Origin of the sequence: Adhaeribacter radiodurans, assembly GCF_014075995.1 — a bacterium.
Taxonomy (GTDB): Bacteria; Bacteroidota; Bacteroidia; order Cytophagales; family Hymenobacteraceae; genus Adhaeribacter; species Adhaeribacter radiodurans.
Map to the genome: position 1 here is coordinate 1522250 of NZ_CP055153.1, position 20113 is coordinate 1542362.

Annotated in this window: 12 protein-coding genes; 2 read left to right on the forward strand and 10 right to left on the reverse strand. The window is 37.1% G+C overall.

Going from position 1 to position 20113, the window contains the following annotated elements; all coding sequences use genetic code 11:
• Nucleotides 1-44 precede the first annotated feature (44 nt).
• The 10 genes from HUW48_RS06450 to HUW48_RS06495 form a co-directional block, all read right to left on the reverse strand.
• Nucleotides 45-1286: a glycosyltransferase gene (locus HUW48_RS06450; RefSeq protein ID WP_246343718.1), complete on the reverse strand. Its 1242-nt coding sequence runs from the start codon at nucleotides 1284-1286 to the stop codon at nucleotides 45-47.
• A gap of 234 nt (nucleotides 1287-1520) precedes the next feature.
• Nucleotides 1521-2729, reverse strand: a complete 1209-nt coding sequence (locus tag HUW48_RS06455; protein WP_182414901.1) for an acyltransferase family protein — start codon at nucleotides 2727-2729, stop codon at nucleotides 1521-1523.
• A 64-nt stretch (nucleotides 2730-2793) separates the two neighbouring features.
• Nucleotides 2794-3996 (reverse strand): glycosyltransferase family 2 protein, encoded by a 1203-nt coding sequence (locus HUW48_RS06460; protein ID WP_182414902.1) that lies wholly within the window; start codon nucleotides 3994-3996, stop codon nucleotides 2794-2796.
• Nucleotides 3997-4057: 61 nt separating this feature from the next.
• Nucleotides 4058-4975 carry a glycosyltransferase family 2 protein gene (locus tag HUW48_RS06465; protein ID WP_182414903.1) on the reverse strand — a complete coding sequence of 306 codons (918 nt, stop codon included), beginning with the start codon at nucleotides 4973-4975 and terminating at the stop codon, nucleotides 4058-4060.
• Between the two features lie 18 nt (nucleotides 4976-4993).
• The gene (locus tag HUW48_RS06470; protein ID WP_182414904.1) at nucleotides 4994-6418 is read right to left on the reverse strand and encodes an O-antigen ligase family protein; all 1425 of its coding nucleotides are present in this window, start codon (nucleotides 6416-6418) and stop codon (nucleotides 4994-4996) included.
• Between the two features lie 49 nt (nucleotides 6419-6467).
• Nucleotides 6468-8663, reverse strand: coding sequence for a GumC family protein (locus tag HUW48_RS06475; protein WP_182414905.1), 2196 nt, complete (start codon nucleotides 8661-8663; stop codon nucleotides 6468-6470).
• Nucleotides 8660-9403 (reverse strand): TolC family protein, encoded by a 744-nt coding sequence (locus HUW48_RS06480; RefSeq protein WP_182414906.1) that lies wholly within the window; start codon nucleotides 9401-9403, stop codon nucleotides 8660-8662. Before HUW48_RS06480 ends, HUW48_RS06475 begins: the two co-directional genes overlap by 4 nt.
• Nucleotides 9403-10572, reverse strand: coding sequence for a sugar transferase (locus HUW48_RS06485; protein ID WP_182414907.1), 1170 nt, complete (start codon nucleotides 10570-10572; stop codon nucleotides 9403-9405). Before HUW48_RS06485 ends, HUW48_RS06480 begins: the two co-directional genes overlap by 1 nt.
• 12 nt (nucleotides 10573-10584) lie before the next feature.
• Nucleotides 10585-10962 carry a response regulator transcription factor gene (locus HUW48_RS06490; protein WP_182414908.1) on the reverse strand — a complete coding sequence of 126 codons (378 nt, stop codon included), beginning with the start codon at nucleotides 10960-10962 and terminating at the stop codon, nucleotides 10585-10587.
• A gap of 435 nt (nucleotides 10963-11397) precedes the next feature.
• Nucleotides 11398-13347, reverse strand: a complete 1950-nt coding sequence (locus tag HUW48_RS06495) for a response regulator (RefSeq protein ID WP_182414909.1) — start codon at nucleotides 13345-13347, stop codon at nucleotides 11398-11400.
• Nucleotides 13348-14234: 887 nt separating this feature from the next.
• Between HUW48_RS06495 and HUW48_RS06500 the strand changes: the two genes are divergently transcribed.
• Entirely contained in the window at nucleotides 14235-18206 is a 3972-nt protein-coding gene (locus HUW48_RS06500) for a glycosyltransferase family 2 protein (RefSeq protein WP_182414910.1), read from the forward strand.
• A gap of 119 nt (nucleotides 18207-18325) precedes the next feature.
• Nucleotides 18326-19606, forward strand: coding sequence for a glycoside hydrolase family 2 TIM barrel-domain containing protein (locus tag HUW48_RS06505; RefSeq protein WP_182414911.1), 1281 nt, complete (start codon nucleotides 18326-18328; stop codon nucleotides 19604-19606).
• Nucleotides 19607-20113: the final 507 nt, after the last annotated feature.

Below are 20113 nucleotides of genomic sequence, written 5' to 3' on the forward strand. Positions count from 1 at the left end.
AAGCTTTTAGTTTTGAGCTCAGATTAAGTAGTTTTTTCTACTAATTAATAAGAAAGTGCCGGTTGCGCATTTTCCTTAACGGACAGTTCTTTATCCTTTTGTTCCAGTTGGATTAAAAGATTATATATTGCTTGCACCGAAGCTTCCCAAGTATGACTTTTTGCAAAGGCTATTCTTGCCTCGGCTTTGTTAAATGAATTTTCAGATAAAGCTTTTTGTATTAAACTAATGTATTCTATTGCCGAAGAACCTAAGTAAGTATGGTCTTCAAACATGTGCATGGCTTTAGTTTTAGTAGCAACTACTGGTTTTCCCATTGCCAAGTACTCATCTATTTTGCGCGGATAATTGCCAATAGTAATCTCATTTACTGCTTGCGGATTAATACACACATCAAAATGTTGAATGTAGGATGGTAGTTCTGCTGGTGCTTTTGCGCCTAAAAAGTGTACATTCGCAAGTTTGTGCAAGCGACTAGCTTTAAAATGCTCGTCTTCAAATCCTACTAATGCAATTGTCCAATTTGGTTGGGCAGTACTCAGTTGCTCTAAGAGATTTATATCTAAGCGGCTGGCCGTAAGATTCCCCACGTAACCAATTATGGGTTGTGGCAAGTCTACTAAGTCGGCTGGTATTTTTGTTTCTACCTCTGGATTAAAAAAATTTAATTCGCAACCTTGACCTACATCATAACTTTTAGGATTAAATTGAGAGGCGTATTCTGCCAGGAATAAAGAATTAGTGACAACTAAATCTGCTTTTGCCATAAGTTCGGCTTCGGCCCAGGTACCGTGTTTCTTAAAATAAGGAACCGCTACCATGTAATCGCGCACGTAATAGATATAATTAACAGGCTGGAGTAGTCTTTTTTGTTCCAGACCCAGAAACATTAAGCTATCGTTAAAAAGAGTGTAATTTTTAAAATTTAGCTTATGGATAGTCTTTGCTATACTATTAGCAAATAGTTTATTGTTGAAATAATTTAATAATCTGAAGATTTTAGAAGAAGTTATCCAGTTATTTGAAAGGCAAAGAATGCCGGGAGTATAAATCCACAAATTTTTGGAATGCTTCACCATAGCTTCTTTTTTCCCAAATAAAAGTTGGGAAATGGTTTTTAGCCTGGATTTTAGCTTGCCTTTTAGTAACGAGTTAATATCTAACGGAGGATTAACATAAAGTACTCTATTGGCTTGAGCAAAAGTTGCAGCGATATTGTGGGCATTGCTGCCAATGCCTACATCCCAGCTTTGTTGCCCAATCATTATAATATCTTTATCTTTCACGCTAGCTTTATCTTTTTATTGTTTTTTATGTTCGTCTAAGCCACTTTTAAACCCAAACAGCAGGCACAATAAGGCTGGTATAATGATAATCTCCCAAGGCATTTTTTTACCATATATATACTACATCAAAGCTACAATAATGCCGATAGCTTAGTTCTGTAATGACACTATATTAATATTGTTCTTTCGTTTGTTAAACTGTTTTATTAGAAAAATGCAAAATTATTAACCAGATTACTTGGTTTTTCTGCCTAAAACATATTTAAAGGGAACCAAAGAGTTTGCGTACTTGGGGAAATTGGAGAACAAAGACTTTGACCAGTCTTTGTTCATGAATGGTTTTTCGAAGAATAAAAAGAATAAAGCACTAAGGGCAAGAACAATAGGTAAAAATATAAGAAGTTGTACCAGCAAATTAACGCTGTAGTAGTTTGTGATATGAATGTTTTTTGTGAAAACAACTATTAATTCGGCTAAAGGTAAATGAATCAGGTATATAGTGTAACACATGCCTCCAATGGACATAATCCATTTGTTGGAAACAAATCTATTTACGTAATTGCCTTTAAATACCGAATAAAAGAAGGTGAACAACAAAGCAACTACTAAAATCCGGTTGGTAAAATTGAATTCCCAGCTAAAAATATAAATTAAGGTACCTAAAGCAAGTACAGCGGTAAAATCATATATAGTTTGCTTCTTAATTTTAGTACTCCAATCGCATAAGTAAATATCGGCTAGCATAAAGCCAATTAAGAAGTAATGTAAATGGCCCAGGATACTTAAGTTAGCCGGGTTTGCATAAAATTTAAGGTATTGCTGGGCAACCATTAATCCCAGAATGATAAATAAATTACAAACTCTTCTTAACGTTTTGTTCTTAATCGAAAAAAATAAATGAGTTAAAAACGGCGCCAGAATGTAAAACTGAATCTCAATTTCTAAAGTCCAGGTAGGAGGATTTATTGGTGACCATTCTTTATAAATGAGACCGTGCGTATAGGTAAGGTTAGCGAGGTAATGCGGTAAATATTCTAAAAAGTTTCTCTGACCGTAAAATATGATCACTAAGAAAAAGATAGTTATCCAGAAAATATACGGTGGCTCCAGGCGGGTTACCCGGCGCCAGTAATAATCGGATAATTTTACTTTTTTAGTATTATTTAATCTACTGGAAGCAAAAGGAAGTGCCAGAATAAAGCCGCTTATAACGAAAAAAAGGTACACTCCTAAAAAGCCTCTCGAAGCCAAAAAGGCAAAACCGTTTTCACTGAGCGGAGTTGTAAAATTTATAGTTGTATTCCGTTCAAACCGTTCGGCCATGTGCTGGATAAGTACCGGCAGAATAGCCATAAAACGAAGCCCATCTATTTCTTTTATCAGCTTTCTTCCGGATGTTACCCGGCTTAATTTTTCTGGAATTAACTTAATGAACGATAACATAATTGGAATATGAAGCTCTGAAACTTTGAGTGGGTACTTTCTAAATTATATTTAACTAGATTGATTACTTGTCTAAATTAGCTGAAACTACTTTGGTTTTGTGGGGGGTAGCCAGGAAAGAAGTTTTGGTTTTTTTTGTATTTAACAAGGCCAAGCACATGCAGAAAAAAGCGTAAGGAATCCGTAATAAGGCTTCGAAAAGTTGTTTATTATATAAACGACCAGGAACACCAATAAATAAAGCAGTGCTAACCATACCCAATAAAACTGCCCAGAAACTAACGGATGGGCCATAAGGCACTACAAGAGACAACATAAATAAGAAACCTAATAAGCCTAAAAGTAAAATCCGGGGTACTAACATGGCCTGCACCATTTTATTAAAAAACTCCACGTTGCCATTCTTAAATAGTTGTACAAAACCTTGCCAAAAATATTTTTTTAAAAATTCTAATTGCGCGGCAATCCAACGGGTTCTTTGTTGGGTAAATACAGCGGCATTATCAATTTTTTCGTCGTAAACGTAAACTTTATCCAGGTAGCAAATTTTAACCTGGTCCCGGGCAATCCTAAAGTCAATTTCTTTATCTTCTCCTACGGTTTCGCCAATATTCGACAGTAAATTTTTTAAATAGGAAAATTCAAAGGCCATGCCCGAGCCAATCAGAGCAGAAGATAAGCCAAGCGCAAAATGACCTTTCCGGAAAATATGGTTGTTAATTTCCTCGTTGCAGGCATCTAAAAAAGCAAAGGCAGTATCTAAATTTTTGGCCGTACGGTGGGCTTGCACTACTTTATAGCCGGATTCAAAAGCTAAATTAACTTCTTTTAAAAATTCTTTACCCATGTGGTTGTCGGCATCCAATACTACCGCCACATCGTAGTTGCTTTCTGGTAGCTGGTTAAGAGCAGTTAATAAAGCTTTGCCTTTGGTACTTTTTTCAAAATTTACTTCTATTACCTTAATGCCATTTCGCGTTAAAGTTACAATGGTTTCGGGTTTTAGTTTATCCGCTATCACGCAAATATCAAATGAGCCATTGTACGAATGGGCTTTCGCTTTTAAAGCAGATTCAATAATAACAACATCTTCTTTATAAGCCGGAAAAAGCACGCACATTCTTCTGGCAGTTAAAGCAGTTCGGGTATTTTGCCGAATACTTTTGTGCCCCGCCAGTGAAAAGAATAAAAGATAACTAACGTTGAAAAACGCGTATCCACCTATAACATAAAGCAAAATGTTTAAAACAGGCTCCAGGATGTGCATTTGAATAATTTGTTAAATGAGTGGGTGGATAATTAGGTGGGAAAGAATGGTGTTTTTGGGTTTATATTACTGATTTAAAAGCAATATTTTGGTGAACCTTTACAGGTTGCAGGTGCCAGAATAATCCGGACCAAAGGGCTTTTAAATGTTGCCATTGGCGCTTTACACCAAACATTAAAGAATTTTTAGGCAGAGCAAGCAAAAAGAAAAATACAGCACTCATATAAAATTGCTTGCCTTTTAAGTTGCGCCGGATAAAAAGTAAACGATTGCGATTCAGGTAATACGTTTTAAGAACCGACATTTTACCAACCGACATCGATTCTTTATGGTAAATCGCTGATTCGGCGATATAGTGGCAAGAGTAGCCAGCTCTTTTAATCATTTCGCACCAGTCGTGTTCTTCATAATACAAAAAGTAAATTTCCGGCATTAATCCAACTTTTTTTACCACTTCCATCGGAATCATCATAGCAGCGCCATCTGCCAGGTTAGTAGAAATAGAAATGTTATGTTGCCCTAAATCTGCCTCGTGGTTGCCAATGGTTTTGCTACGGCCTGTCCAAGGATTAATGCCCGTGCTGCCAGCATATTGAATAATGTTTGTGCTATCGTAGAACTTAATTTTAGGCGAAGCAATTCCTGCTTGCGGATTTTTCTCAAAAAAATTAACTAAAGGTTCTAAAAATCCAACTTCTACTTCGGTATCGTTATTTAAAAAGAAAAGATATTTTCCTTTAGCCTGAATTATGCCTAAGTTGTTACCGCCGGCGTACCCTAAATTCTTTGCCGAGCGAATAAGGTTTACCTCGGGATATTGTTCTTTAATTACATCAGGTTTGTCGGTAGGGGAGGCATTATCCACTACAATTACTTCAATGTTCGGATAAGTAATTTGCCGCAATGAAGCCAGCATTTCGCAGGTAATCCGGGCTTGGTTGTAGTTAACCGAAATGATAGAAACTAAAGGGGTAGACATATAAAATAGTAAATATTATTAATTTTTTGAATCTAATTTGGGAGCCAGGAAAACGAAGGACCAGGAGATATAAACAATCAGGGCCGAAGGAATGCCGTTTATTACCTCATTGCCATAGCTACAGGCGAAAACTCCGGCGGTACCAGCCGTTAGGGCTATTAATTTTATGCGTAATTTGGGGTCTTTTAGGTTCCAGATAATGCCGCTGCATTTACCCAGAATGTACATGATGATGCCAAACCAGATAACTAAACCAACCACGCCGTACATTACCCAAACTTTTACCCAGTAACTATCGGGCGGGATGATTGAAAGAAACTTATCTGAATTGTAGGTAGTGCCATTCATGCCACTTACGCCAACACCACCGCCAAAAGGAAGATCAGCGAGGTATTTTTTTAATTTTTGTTGGTTATTGAACCGTACGTTTAAAGATATGTCCTCGGGATCAAGTGCTGTGCGGAGCCTTACTATGTGGTAAGAATAAGAATTACCGATAGTAGTGTATTTTAAAATATACAAACTGCCTAAAGCCAGTGCACAACCTACAATTAACGTTTTAGTTTGCTTGCTTAAGAATAAAGCCACAAAAACGCCTACTACCAGGGCAAATAAAGCACCGCGGGTGCCAGATATTAGCATACCATACAGCAAAATGGCCGAAGCTATGCCTAATACTATTTTTTTCCACCATTTAAACGGGCCTAGGGCCAAAACCAGGGCTACTAAACCCAAATGCGCCTGGGATGCCCCGAACTGACCGGCATCGGTAAACAAAGAAAAAACCCGTAGCTTACCAAAAACGATGTGGGTTAGGTCTGCGCCTGCATCCAGCCATCTTTGCTCCCCTTCGGTTAATCCAATATACAGCTGTTTCATGCCATATAAAGTAGCCAGGAGAGATAAGCCCAGTACAAGCTTTAAAAAAAAGTCTAAATCTTTCTTCTGCGTAAATAAAACAGCGCTGAGCAGGGCAATCAATAACCAGTTTAATGAAGTAAACCGCATTTCCTGAAGCCAGCCTATCCTGCTGGCACCTGCTGGGTTTACTATTTCAATTAAGTTTATCAGGAACCAAACAAAAGCAAGCAAAAAATGCCCGTTTCGAAGGTTGCTCCAATGGTATTGGTACCTATTGAAAGCTACTGCAACACAGGAAAGTAACAATAACCCGTCCATTAAAGGGCCAATGGGAGGAGCAACAGGTGAATTTCTAAGAATAGCGGTTATTATAAAGCAATAAATAATATAAGCAATAAACCCTACTTTAGGCTGAATAAATACGGCGGCCGTAAAAGCAAATGCTATAACTATACCCACCAGTGCCAAAGGCATGAACACGCCAACTTTAACCGTTAGCCAACCGGATGCAATAGCAGCGATTATGGCTACAGGCAAAATAATATTATTTGCCTTAGGCTCTTTAATGATGGTTGAATGCATGCCTTTTTATATGATTAGCTTTAAAAGTACACCAGTAAATCTTACTAAATTAAACTGGCAGGTGTACTTCCTCTTGCTGGCCTATAATTGGTTGAATTACTTTTGGCTTTACCGCTTTGGGAGTTGCTGTGTGCTTAATGCTTGTGAGCGTATCGTCGTTTTTGGCCAGTACTCCATTTAGTAAAACTTCAATGGGAGCATGCGAAACTTTTTTAATCTCTTCAAATACTGCTTGATCTGTTTTTTGCCAGGTACGATTTGCTCTTACAGTAAGCACTATAAAATCCAGGTACTTTAATAGCGATGCGGGATAGGTATTTTCTAAAACAGCCGGAAATTCAATAAAAATCACAGAATAAGAAGGATAATTTTTACCGATTAATATATCAGCAATGGTTATCCGGTTATTTAAGCCGTAAAGAGGAGAGTAAAAAGAAGTATGCGTACCAGAAGCAATTTGGTTAGTATGATCTTCAGGAAATAAGGCAAGCGTTTTTATACCTTTGGTATTTAACTGATTCGTTAAAATGCTGATTGCTGTGCTTTTTCCTTCTTCCGCTAAACTGCTTAAAACGCCTATAATAAATGGCTCATTGGCATTGTTCCGTTGTTGCATTTTTAGGAGTACTTGCCGAGAAAGTAATTCTTCTGCGGTTTTAGCCTGTAAAATCTGCTGTTTCTTTTTGCCAAATAATACGGGGAGAATACCTACTATCGGGAATCCGGTTTGCTGAGTTGCTACAAAGGTATTCTTTAACGAATTGTCTAACATTTCAGAACCAACCAAGTAAGCAGTAACCATAAAGAAGGTACCGGAGGCGCCAAATAAGAGGAGTAATAGCAAATTAGATTTAATAGCCTTAACTGGGGTATAAGGCGGATCCACTACGGTAAGTTCCGATGTGATTTCGATGTTCCGTTGATTAAGTTTGCTTTCGGTTAAGCCATTGAGCAAAGAAAAATACTCTTTCTCAGCTAAATCTTTTTCCCGTTCTATTTTACGAAGCTCTGCTCCTAAAGGAGCCACCTTGTCGTATTCTTCTCCAAAAACTTTTAATTGCCGGCGAATTACAAAAAGCTGACCTTTTAGTTCCTCCACTAAAACGGTATTTTTGATCCATTCATTCAGTAAGTCTTTGCTTAATACCGCTTGAACAGATTGAATTTTAGAATACGCATTATCCATGGTTATTCTAATTTTGTTTTCAATTACATCAGCTTGTTGTTTTAAAGTAGCTATTTGACTGGTAGCTGCTGCATTAGATTTTCCCCGATTTATTACTTCTACTTCTGCAAGTTGCGTATTGAGTTTAGAAAGCTGATCTCTTAATTGTAAAATTTCTTGATTATAAAGATTAACCGCACCCCGTTCCTTTAATGTTTTTTCAACTGCTTTAAGCGCACCAAAAGCACCGGCATACTGCATTTCTAAGGAGTTGTAATTTTCGAGCATGTGCTGCTTGTCGGCGGCAATAGCAGATGCTTGTTCATTATAATTAATGAGGCTATTAGTTTTATGGAATTTCAAGAAATTTTCTTCGGCAGCTTCCAGTCTCTTATAGGCCTTAGTAGTAGCAGTTTCAAAGTAGTTCATTACCGATTCGTTTTGGCCTTCCATCAATTCTGTATGTTTCCGGATAAAAACATTGCTTAGAATTTCAAGAGTTTGCTGGCACATAACGGCATCATTAGAAGAAAAATCTATTTTTAGTAAATTACTATTAGGTAGTTGGGTAGCGTTAATTTTAGAAAGTGCTTTTAAAGAATACCCAGGTTCCTCGGAGTTTAGGATAGTATAGATTTCGTTCTGCTGGTTAGATTTTAAATAATTTTCCAGCTTTTTAACAGTTTCTTCTACTGTTGTGCCAACTAACTTTTTCTTTAAAGGCTCTGAAATTAGTTCATTTAAATGAGTATACGTTTTCCAGCTAAGTACTGCCGGGTCATACTTCTTTAGCTGTAGGTGCGAAGCCAATATACGCAGGGCAACTTCTTGTTTAGTTTCGCGGGAGTTAATAAGGTTAAGCAAATTGGCAAAAGCCCGATTGGTAGCAAAGTAATCTGAGCTGTTATCTGTTTTTATGCCTACTCCAGATGCGATACCAGTGTAAATAACAGTATCTGAAGTGTATTCTTTATCCATTTTACGGGCAAAGTAATATATGGAGGCTGCAGTAATTAATGGTATGCTTATAAGTATAAGCCAATTGCGCAGCATTAACCGGTAAAAACTCTTAAATGTCATTTTCGGTTCATTAAATCGTTAATGGTGATTCCTGTTAGTTCTTCTAATATTAGGTATACTGTTTCGTACTTATTTTTAAATTGTTCTTGCGCCATGGCCGACTTGGTGTAGAAATCATTCACCACCATTAACTCATCCAGTTCAATCTGACCTAATTTGAATTTTTTATCAGCTAATTTTTTGTTTATATCCGCCGACTGCAAGGCATCTACCGATTGCTCCCAGGTAACTTTTGCTAAGCTTACTTCTTGGTAGGTTTTAATAACTAACTGCCTGATTTCTCTTTCTTCGGTTTTACGATCCGCTTCGGCTTGTTTTAAAGTTAATTCTTGCCGGTGCACTTCATACTTGCGGCCAAGTAGCTGGCCCAGAGAAAGGCTTAAATTTATTCCGGAATTGTACTGTGCCCGGGCTGGTAAATTAAAAGCATTGATCTGACTCACTTGTTGGTCGCCGTTAACGGTATTTAACATGGTGCCATAACTGTAGCCTGACCCCACTGCTAGCCCGTTTAATATTTGTTTGCGGGATAGCCGAATATTGTCATAAGCAATTTGTTTGGCCGCGTCCAATTTTTCAATTTGGGCAGAGTACTTTACGGCCGCATCAATCAACAGCGGAAGCGCAATTTCCGGCGATTTGAAGAACTTTTCCTGCCAATCTGTTGGTTGGGGATTATTTTGCCCAAATGCCAGCAGTATACTGGAAGAAAGAAGAAGAGATACTAATATTTTTTTCATCAAACGTTTTCTTTTTGAAATAAAGCCGGAAAAGTTTTTAGAATTATTTGCAAGTCTTTTCTAAGGGAGAAATTTTTGGCGTATTCAATGTCCAACTCTTTGCGCTCTTCTTCCGACATATTTCCTCCTTTACCGCGTTTACTTACCTGCCAAAGGCCAGTAATTCCGGCAGGAGCAATAAATCTGGCGGCAAAATGATCTGTGGTAATTTTTTCAGCTTCGTACAAAGGCAATGGCCTGTTTCCGACTATTGACATATCGCCACGCAATACATTATACAACTGCGGGAGCTCGTCCAGGCTGGTATTACGTAAAAACATGCCAATTTTAGTAATGCGGGGATCATTCGCTATTTTAATAAAAGCAGCTCCATTTTCGGCTTGTTTCGCAACCTTATATTGCTTTTCACAAATGGTTTTTCCCTGGCTATCAATAAGTGGGCTCTGGCAATTGGTACCGGCAGCCGTACAGGCCGCACATAAACTGGTAAATTGTTGAGCAGGCTCTTCTGCAATAGCAGTCTGATACTGATTTAAATTTTTCATGGAAGTCAGCATCTTGTCTGCATTTTGCCGCATAGACCTGAATTTCCAGAAGCGAAAAATACGATAACCAGTGCCAACCCGGTAAGAATAATAAAAAGCCGGTCCTTTAGACTCCAGCTTAACTAATAAAGCAACTAGCAGAAATAAAGGAGAAAGGCATAATAGGGCAGTAGCAGAAACCAGAATATCAAAAGTACGCTTACCTATAGGATTTTGGTAGGCGTAAGGATTTTTCTGGGTTGCAGAAATAGCTGTTTTGCCGGTATCGGTTAATTGAAGTTGGGCGAGTAGTTTTTCTTTTTCTATTTTTTGCGAAAAGATATCCGTTACTCCTGCATCAACCAGCATCGATTGTAAACCCGATGAAACAGAATCGTTAGTTAACCAGAAAATGGGTTCTTTAATTCCGATATCTTTTTTTAAGGTCCGGATTAAGTTTAAGCCTAGGGGCGAAGTAAGACTAGCCGAATCTAAGATGGCATCAAAGTATTCACCTTTGGCTAACCACGACAAAAAATTGGTTGGATTATCAAAATGCTGAACATCTACATCTGCTGCAAATTCAGAAGTGAAGTCTTGAACTTCTTGTTCGTTAGAGCCGAGACAAACTACTCTCTTTCTCATAGTAAAGATTAATTAAGCTTTAATTCTTCTTAGTACATTTTTAATCCGGATATCCAATTCTTCCGGGTTAAAAGGTTTTATCATGTAATCGTCGGCTCCTTGTTTTAAGCAGGTAATTTTGTTGCTGGTTTCATCTTTACCCGATAGCATGATTAAGGGAATATCACTAAACTTAGTAGTAGCACGTAATTGCTTAATAAAATCGAGGCCATTCATCAAGGGCATCTCAAAGTCGGCTACTATAGCATCTATGTGATGACCTTCCTGGAGCCAGGTCATGGCTTCCTGTCCGTTTGACTTTACTTGTACTAAGTATTCTTTTGCGAAATAATGCTCTAAAATCAGACCTATAGATGGTTCATCGTCTACAATAAGTAATCTTTTCTTCATAGATAAGTAGTTTCGATTATTGTTTAAATTATTTATATAGTAGCAGCCGTTTTCTTTATTAAATACAATATTCTTCCATTAAGGCAATTTATTGCCTTTATTTAAATCTTAATCCAGAAAAGAAATTGTGCTATACTAAATTATTAAGAGTATGATGAAACAAATGTATATTTCTTTTTATTAAAAAAGTAATATTTGTAAAAATATTTTTTTGTCCAGTTTCCTTACTAATAACCAATAAAAAAGCCTTTATAATAACTATAAACTTGAACCATATTGCTTAAGTTCAAATGCATACAGTATTATAATATTAATAATTTTATAAAATTATAGGACTTTAGCCTTTTTTGAATAAAAATATAAGAGTTGTTATCTAAGATGGAGTTAATTAAATTATATTTAATATATATATAAAATTTAATAATTAAGACTCGTTTAAGAATTGATCGTGGAGTGAAGTTGTTCTTGGAATACAGCGATTACCTTATCAGTGGTACTATTAACTATTTTAAGAAGATTATCCAGGTCAGAGAAATTGTTTCTCTTATTACATATTTCTTCCATTTTTGTGGCAGCTTGAGCAGCTCCTTTAATTCCTATGTTCCCGTATGTAGATTTAAGACTATGGGCAATATGCGCAACGGTACTCCAATCTTCCTGAGAAATAGAGAAAGAAAGCTTTTCTAATTGGCTGGGCACTAAATCAATAAACAGTTGCTGCATTTTTCTCACGAAATTGGCATCTTCAGCCAAATTGCCTAAACCCGAAAAGTCGTACAATGCAGGTTCCAGAGTTATTGGTTCTAGCGCACTTTCTAATGGAGTAATAGTAGGCGGTTCCTGATTATGGATAGTAGAAGAAAGTAAATTGCTTTCAGCAGAGCCTTTCACAAGATTTTCTTCACCTTGAGTTATAACGTTACGAGCAACGGTCAGGTACAAGTTCGCTTCAGGATATGGTTTAAATAAATAATCAGAGAAGCCGGATTCTTTATATCTGTTTACATCAATTTTACTGGCATTAGCCGTAAATGCAATTATTGGGGTGTTTTGATTGGGATTAGACTCTTTTCGAATAGTAGCGGTTGCCTCAATCCCATTCATATGCGGCATATCAATATCCATCAGAATAAGATCATACGGCTTTGCTCTGGCTTTCTCACAAGCTTCTACTCCATCTTGGGCTACTTCTACTTGTGCTTCCCAATATTTAAGCTGTGAAATTACTAAAAGTTGATTTGCTGGATTATCTTCTGCTAATAAAATGTGCAGTCCTTTTAATTCATCTGAATTCTCTGGTATTTCTGGCTTGCCTGATTCATTTTTCTCTTCCTTTATTGGAAAGGGTATAATAAAAGAAAATTCCTTTTCTTGGTTGGATATTGTTTTTAACCACATCTTACCACCCTGAAGTTCTACTATTTTTTTGCAAATTTTTAGTCTAACATCCAGGTTGTCAAACGTAAAATGTTCGTTGCCATCGGGCTTTGTAGAACTAGCAAAAATGCTTTCTAGTTTATCTGAGTTACTATTCCAATTATTAACCCTAACCGAAAACTCCACATTTACTATTTTAACCAATTTAGCTTGAATTCGGGCACCAACTGATATCTGACCCTTAGAAGCATGTTTTACAGAGTAGGAGATCAAATTAGTAAAAATTTGGTTTAAACGATAAGGGTCGCCTTGTACCAAAGGAAGCTGGTTAGGTAATTCACCAATTTGTACTTCTATCTTATGGTCTTCAGTTTTTGTAACTAGTGCGCTGGTGGAGTAATGTAAAATAGAAGCAATGTCAAACGTTGTAGCTTTAAAAACAATGTCGCCTGTTTGTAATTTAGTAAATTCCAGAACATGGTCAGGAGCATCTAAAAGATTATCAGCAATAGATTGAATCAGGCGTAGGTAATCTTCCTGCTCTACGCTAATAAAGCCTTTCTTTAAAAGTCTTGTTAAGCCGACAATAGTATTTATATCAGCTTTAAATTCTTCCTTTAAGTTATTTACAAATTGCAGCTTAATCTGATTAGCTTCTTGTTTTTCTAGTATAGATTTTTTAAACGTAGTAATGTCGTTGGAAGTAGATAAAAGAAAACGGGCACCATCCGGTGATGTAAATGGCTTTTTAGTAGTATTAAACCAAATTTGTTGGCCATTCTCTTGCTCAAATAAATCTTCTATAGTAACCTGATTGTTTGATTTTATAATCTCCAAATCAGATTCGTAAGAATAATCAGAATCTAGAAAGCCTTTATTCAAGATATACGATGCACTTTGCTGGTGTAACTGAGCGTAAGCATCGTTCATAAGCACAAACTTACCTAGCTCATCTCGTACATAAATAGGATTAGGGCTAATTTCAACTAGTTGCCGAATAAATTCCATTCTGTTTCTTTTTTGAAAAAATAACCAACTGTCTGTAAAATTGATTGGCTTGGCATTTTACTTAACGTTTGTGTTTAGTCTTAGTTTTACAGAGTTGTTGATGATAGTAAGTAGACTTGATTATAAAATATTTATAATGTTAAGGTAAAGTAAAATTTCATTTATAAGAAAGTGAATTAATCTTTACAATTGAATAGTTATATAAGCAATGATGATAGTAGTAATTCTTGAAATTTGAGCAAAAGTACAGGAATTAGGTAGTACTTTAAAATAAAAGCAAAAATTTTATATAACTTAAATATTACTTTTTTTATAATATTATGGTGGGTTTAACTTGTAAAATTAAATTAACATAGAATTTAATTACTGACAGGAGCTTATATGTTATAATTTTGGTTCCTAAAAGCAAGGATTTTGTTTTAACTAACTTTGGATTATGTTTATTTAAGGTATAATGCTTATTTTATACTTTCACTAATTATTTAATTTGTATATTTTAAATAATATTCAATTAAATATATTTTTTATTGATTATATCATACCCTTATATATTACTATTTAATTGAAAAATTATTTCATTGTTATTCAAAACTACGGTATAATTCAGCAAAATGTTTGGAATAATATTTGAATAATTTAATAAATATATATTTAGAAAGAATGTGTTTTCTATTTTTAAATAAATGTTAGTACTGCTTGAACTAATTAGAAGAAGTTAAGAAGGAAAAGATCAACTTAGTTCAAGTACTATAATTGAGTAAATATTTAAAGATTATCACAATCTAAGCTGTTAATCCTTTTAACCTCAGATTTATAAGCATTAAATAAGTTGCTCACTCTAAATTATCAGAAGAATTGAGTATGGTATACAGTTTACTTATTGTAAGATGATTAATAAAATCGACCAAGAAGCTGGAGGGCTGAAGGTTACAAACATTGTGGGCTTAAAAACCCCCACCAAGAGAGAGTTGCTTATTCTCAAAATTCTTATTGGCGGAGGCCTCATCAGCTTGGTTATATTTGCCCGCTGGTTATTAAGTGAGGAGCAAGTTGGCTATTTCCCTCTTTATGTTTCACTCTTACTTTCCTTAGGATATAAAATGTTGCGGGTACTCCACGAGTGGTACCATTACTGGGGTATCAAAACTACGCCGCTCCCCAAGCCTACCCGCACCTGGACCGTAGATATGCTGACCACCGCCGTGCCTGGTGAGCCCTTCGCGATGATTGAGCAAACCCTTAAAGCGATGAAAACAGTGCGTTACCCCCATACTACTTATCTCTGTGACGAAGGTAATGACCCGGCTTTAATTAAACTATGTCAGGAGTTAGAGGTGGTGCATGTTACCCGCTCTATTAAGATTAATGCCAAGGCCGGTAATATCAATAATGCGTTGCAGCAGGCTACCGGAGAACTGTGCGTTATTATGGACCCCGACCACATTCCGGTTCCTTCTTACTTAGACGAAGTAGTAGCTTATTTCGAAGACTCAGAATTAGGATACGTGCAAATGGTACAAGCCTACTACAATGCCGAAGATAGCTTTTTTGCCCGGGGAGCCGCCCAACAGACTTATTTATTTTATGGCCCCATGATGCTGGGCATGAATGGGCATGGTACGGTGCAGGCTATTGGCGCGAATTGTACCTTTCGCCGGGCAGCCTTAGATTCTATTGGCGGTCATGCTCCCGGTCTTTCCGAAGACATGCATTCGGCCATGCAGTTGCACGCTAAAGGTTGGAAATCCGTTTATACACCCAAAATATTAACCCGGGGGCTCGTGCCAAATACGCTGGCTTCGTATTTTAAACAGCAAATAAAATGGTCCCGTGGTACTTTTGATTTATTGGCTCATGTATACCCTCGGCTATTTAAAAATTTTACCTGGCGCCAGAAATTACATTACTTATTGTTGCCCCTGCATTATGCTTTTGGCCTGATTGTTTTATTAGACATTTTAATTCCAGTAATTTCCTTATTACTGGGGCAAACTCCTGTTAATATTGAATGGCATCAATTTTTCTGGGTACTACTCCCTTATCTAGGGTTTACTACCCTTATTCGGCAGTACGCTCAACGGTGGTTGCTGGAAGACCACGAAAAGGGTTTTCATATCTCCGGTGGAATATTGCTCTTTGCCAGTTGGTGGGTATTTTCTTTAGGATTAATCTATACAATTTTTAATATTAAAGTACCGTATATCGCTACCCCCAAAAACGATGAAGATCGTAACAACTGGTCTTTAAGTATGCCCAATATAATTGTATGCGGGTTGAATTTAGCGGTTATGGTATACGGCTTATCGCGCGATTGGAGCCCTTATAGCTGGATGATGGCATCTTATGTAGGGCTAAACAGTTTGCTTTTAAGTGTTACAATTGTGGCAGCTCAACCCGTTTTGCTTAAGAAAGTAAAAATTTGGCTGCAGCCTTTTTCTATTACGCACTTGCTTTACCAACCATTAAAGTTAATACACCAGGTTATTTTACCAGATACTTACCGGCTTTTGCGGAAGGGAGCACCTGCCTTTGCTATTCTTCTTTTCTTAACCTGCAACAGCTTTATCCTGATGGATTATAATCCCAGCAAAGACGTAGAAGTACTCAACGGACCGCAAACCAAAGCTACAGGTGGTTTTTATACCGGTATGTACCTGCCAGCCGGACAAGAAGAAAAAACCTTACCTATTGCCGATACTTTCCAGAAGCAATTAGGTAGTAACCTAAATATTCTTACAGTGCAGCAACCTTGGGAACCGGAGAATGCTGCCATTTTTCCGCAAACCTTATTGGACCGCATTGCCCAGCGTGGGGCCATTCCTCTTATTACCTGGAACCCGATTTATAATAAACCGGGAGAAAAATCAAATGAAACTAATGAAAATATTTTAATAGCAATTGCGGCCGGTAAGTATGATTCCTATATACAATCCTACGCGCGTCGTATTCAGCGGTATAATCATCCGATTTATATTCAGTTTGCTCCCGAAGCCGATAATTATAAGGATAGTTACAATCAACCTTTAAAAATTAGTCCGAAAGTATTTGTTGCGGCTTACCAGCATGTGGTGGCTACATTTGCTACCACCGGCGTCAATAATGTAAGTTGGATTTGGCACCCAGCCAGTCCTCAAAACATAGAAGCTTATTACCCGGGCGAGAACTACGTGGATTGGGTAGGGGTAACATGTTTAAATTACGGTAAGGCTGCCGAAGATGGCAAATGGCGCACCTTTGAAGAACTTTACCGGCCTTTTCGAAACGAAATACTCAAGTTGAACAAACCCGTTATACTCACCGAATTTGGTTCTACGCACTACGGGGGTAATGGGCAGGAATGGCTAGAATATTACCTGCCTTTAATTCCGAATTACTATCGGGAAATTCGCTCTTTGGTATTTTTTACGAATAACCAAGATCAAAATTGGCCTGGTACCTGGCGTCCTAGCAGCCATGCTTTAGAAATGGATTGGACTATTAAAAACCCGAACCAAATAGCTAAGTTTTACCGGAAAATAAAACAAGAATCATTTATTTGGCAAAAGCCTACGTTGGAACAGAAAGCTTTACGACCTGATTTAGCCAAAACTTTCCGGAAAAACCAAGAAGGTTATTTAACGGGTAAAATGGGTCAGTATACTTTGTTAGTAAATAACCAGCCTTTTTATGTGAAGGGAGTCGCTTATAACCCCGGGCACGATTGGCGGGATGGTCATTATCCGCTTACCCGTCATCAACTTGAACAGGATTTTACTGCTATAAAAGCGATGGGAGCTAATACTATTCGTCGGTATAGCCCTAGTTTATACGATGATAATATTCTGACGATTGCCCAGGAAAACGATTTGAAAGTGCTTTACGGTTTCTGGTTCGACCCCCAAGTAGATTATTATAAGGATACGGTAAAGGTTAAGAAATACTTGCAAAAGGTAGAAGAAACCGTAAGTAAGTTTAAAGGGGCACCGGCTGTACTGGGTTGGTCAATAGGAAACGAAACGAGCAGTTTGCTTAAAAAACATTTCAGCCAACCTTACTTGAGCCTGAACCGAAAAGCCTACATGCACATGATTGAACTCATGGCTGAGCGCATCCACCAAATCGATCCTTCCAAGCCCGTTTTTACCTCCTTGGAACATTCGCGGCAGTTGCCCGGTGAATTGCTGGCTTATGACCAATTGGTTCCTTCGGTAGATGTAGTAGGAATTAACTCGTATTACACGCAGCAAATTAGTAAATTACAACAAATAACGGCACAGTTTAACCCACATCGGCCTTATTTAATATCCGAATTTGGCCCGAGTGGGTATTGGGATCCTGAGTATTCGCAAACAGATAAAAATAGCTTATTAATAGAAGAGTCGAACGCCCAAAAAGCAGCTTTATATACGCAGGAATGGCAGCAATTTATTCAGAAAAATAAAGGCCATAATATAGGAGGGGTTGCTTTTTGCTGGCGCGACCGGTTCGAAGGTTCAGCTACCTGGTTTGGATTAACCGATTTTCGCGGTCGTAAAAAGCCGGTGTACTATGCCTTGCAGGATACATGGAAAAATCAAGCACCTACTCCTATGCCTCAAGTGCGGATAGTGGGCCCATCCGGCTTTCTAATTCCTGAGACACCTTTTGAATTTACCGTAATCGGTGATATGGATAGTACTACTAAAGTAGAATGGCAGTTGTACAAGGACGACTACCTGGAAAAAATGGAAATTTCAGAAAAAATCAATCAACCCAGTAGAGTGGTAATTACTTTACCCGAGCCAGGTGGCGCGTACCATCGCACTAATTACCGACTGTATGTTTATGTGACGGATGGTAAAGGAAATGTGCTTACTGCCAGTAAATCCATTATAATGTAAGGGGTAAGTATAGGATGCTTTTTATTAATTACTTTATGCTGCGTAGGAATCTATATTATTTACTTATTTGCTTTTTGCCCCTGATCGCCTGCAGTCGAAAACCTCAACTTAAGAATCACATGGGACCTCCGTACGTAGAGATACGGGAACAGAATGGGCAATATCAATTGTATCGTAACGGGATACCTTATTTTATAAAAGGGGCCTGTGTGTATAAAGACTTTCATTTACTAAAAGAAAGCGGCGGAAATTCCATTCGTTTATATAACGTAGATGCCGATAGTGCTTTAGTAATTTTAGATAAGGCTCAAAAAGATGGACTTACGGTAACTGTAGGGTTAAATGTACTACCAGCCGGAACTTTAGACTACAGCGATGATGAGGCAGTAGCGGCTCAACAACAAAAAATAAGGCAAGATGTGTTGAAGTTGAAAAATCATCCGGCCTTGCTCATGTGGGGAATTGGGAATGAATTAAGCTTTAAACTGGAATTCAAACGTCTAACTGAGCATTACCGTTTGTGGCGGGCGGTTAATGACATTGGTAAAATGATTCATGATGTGGATCCCAATCATCCTACTACCACTATGATTTCATCAGATGTAAAACCTTTAGTACTTATTAGTCTCCTGTGCGATGAAATAGATATTTTATCTGTAAACATATTCGATAAAATGTCAGGTGTATTAAAATCTACAATTGATTGGGCCTGGCGAGGCCCTTACATTGCATCAGAATACGGTACTCCTGGTTATTGGATTGCAGACCAAACGGATTGGTACGCTAAAGTAGAACCAACAAGTTATACTAAATCGCATAATATTCGAAAACAATACCAAGAGCTATTTAAAGGTAATAGTAAATGCCTAGGATCTTATGTTTTCTTGTGGAGCCAGAAACAAGAATATACCACCACTTGGTTTAGTTTGTTTACGGAAACAGGCCAACCTACCGAAATGATTGATGCGTTACAGCATAATTGGATGAATGAATGGCCAGCGAATCGGGCTCCAAGTATTGCTTCACTGATCATTAATAACCCTAAAAATACAAAAAATGTATATTTAGAATCGGCATCTAAAAAGTTTAAAGCAGTTTTAAAAGCTTATGATCCCGAAAACGAGAATTTACAGCTAAATTGGGAGATACATAAAGATAACGTAGAAATTTATTTTGATCCTACTCTGGCACAAAATAAACCCGAGGTTGTTGCTAGAGGTAACCTGAATTTTAAGAAGTTGCAAGAAAGTAAAGTAAAAACGACCTCTGCCACCTGGCAAAATTATCAATTAGAATTTCCTTCTCCAACCTATGAAGGACCTTATAGGTTATTTTTATATTTAACCGATGAACATAATAAAGTAGCTACAGGTAATGTGGCTTTTTACGTAATGAACTAAAAAAAATATAAGTGATCTTTATTAACAAATTATAGACTATAAAATTGATAACCGGGTTGGTGAAATCTTTAAACGCGTTAACCAAAGTATTTGCCTGATGCTTATTGTTTGACCATCAGCCTATTTAAGATTTACTTACAGACTCTGAACTCGTTAAATGGCAAAGAATCGCTTTTCTAACATTGTTTAAGAGTGCATTTACCAAAACTCTATACTCTATTTAAAAGTTATACTAATAAAATAAAGCAACTTGTATTTTGTTTAAACCAATGTTCATTACTTGTATTAAAATGCAAGCTCAGTAAACATTCTTACGACGGAAAATGCCTTTAAAAAGGTACAAATAGTAAATAGTTACTTAAAAAATCCTTTATTTAAATTAAGAAAGATTAAGAAGTAGGTTTAATCCGGCACAAGCGCTATTTTGCGCTATTTTGAAAAGATTATAAGAAACATTTGTCACTAAAAGCAAATTTCTTTAAAACTTCAAAATTACTTCAAAGTCTT

What these genes read in the sequence shown, in the direction of transcription:
- HUW48_RS06470 (WP_182414904.1), bottom strand. Translation starts at nt 6,418, where the DNA reads ATGCATTCAACCATCATTAAAGAGCCTAAGGCAAATAATATTATTTTG.
- HUW48_RS06485 (WP_182414907.1), bottom strand. Translation starts at nt 10,572, where the DNA reads ATGAGAAAGAGAGTAGTTTGTCTCGGCTCTAACGAACAAGAAGTTCAA.
- HUW48_RS06500 (WP_182414910.1), top strand. Translation starts at nt 14,235, where the DNA reads ATGATTAATAAAATCGACCAAGAAGCTGGAGGGCTGAAGGTTACAAAC.
- HUW48_RS06455 (WP_182414901.1), bottom strand. Translation starts at nt 2,729, where the DNA reads ATGTTATCGTTCATTAAGTTAATTCCAGAAAAATTAAGCCGGGTAACA.
- HUW48_RS06505 (WP_182414911.1), top strand. Translation starts at nt 18,326, where the DNA reads ATGGGACCTCCGTACGTAGAGATACGGGAACAGAATGGGCAATATCAA.
- HUW48_RS06490 (WP_182414908.1), bottom strand. Translation starts at nt 10,962, where the DNA reads ATGAAGAAAAGATTACTTATTGTAGACGATGAACCATCTATAGGTCTG.
- HUW48_RS06480 (WP_182414906.1), bottom strand. Translation starts at nt 9,403, where the DNA reads ATGAAAAAAATATTAGTATCTCTTCTTCTTTCTTCCAGTATACTGCTG.
- HUW48_RS06460 (WP_182414902.1), bottom strand. Translation starts at nt 3,996, where the DNA reads ATGCACATCCTGGAGCCTGTTTTAAACATTTTGCTTTATGTTATAGGT.
- HUW48_RS06465 (WP_182414903.1), bottom strand. Translation starts at nt 4,975, where the DNA reads ATGTCTACCCCTTTAGTTTCTATCATTTCGGTTAACTACAACCAAGCC.
- HUW48_RS06495 (WP_182414909.1), bottom strand. Translation starts at nt 13,347, where the DNA reads ATGGAATTTATTCGGCAACTAGTTGAAATTAGCCCTAATCCTATTTAT.
- HUW48_RS06475 (WP_182414905.1), bottom strand. Translation starts at nt 8,663, where the DNA reads ATGACATTTAAGAGTTTTTACCGGTTAATGCTGCGCAATTGGCTTATA.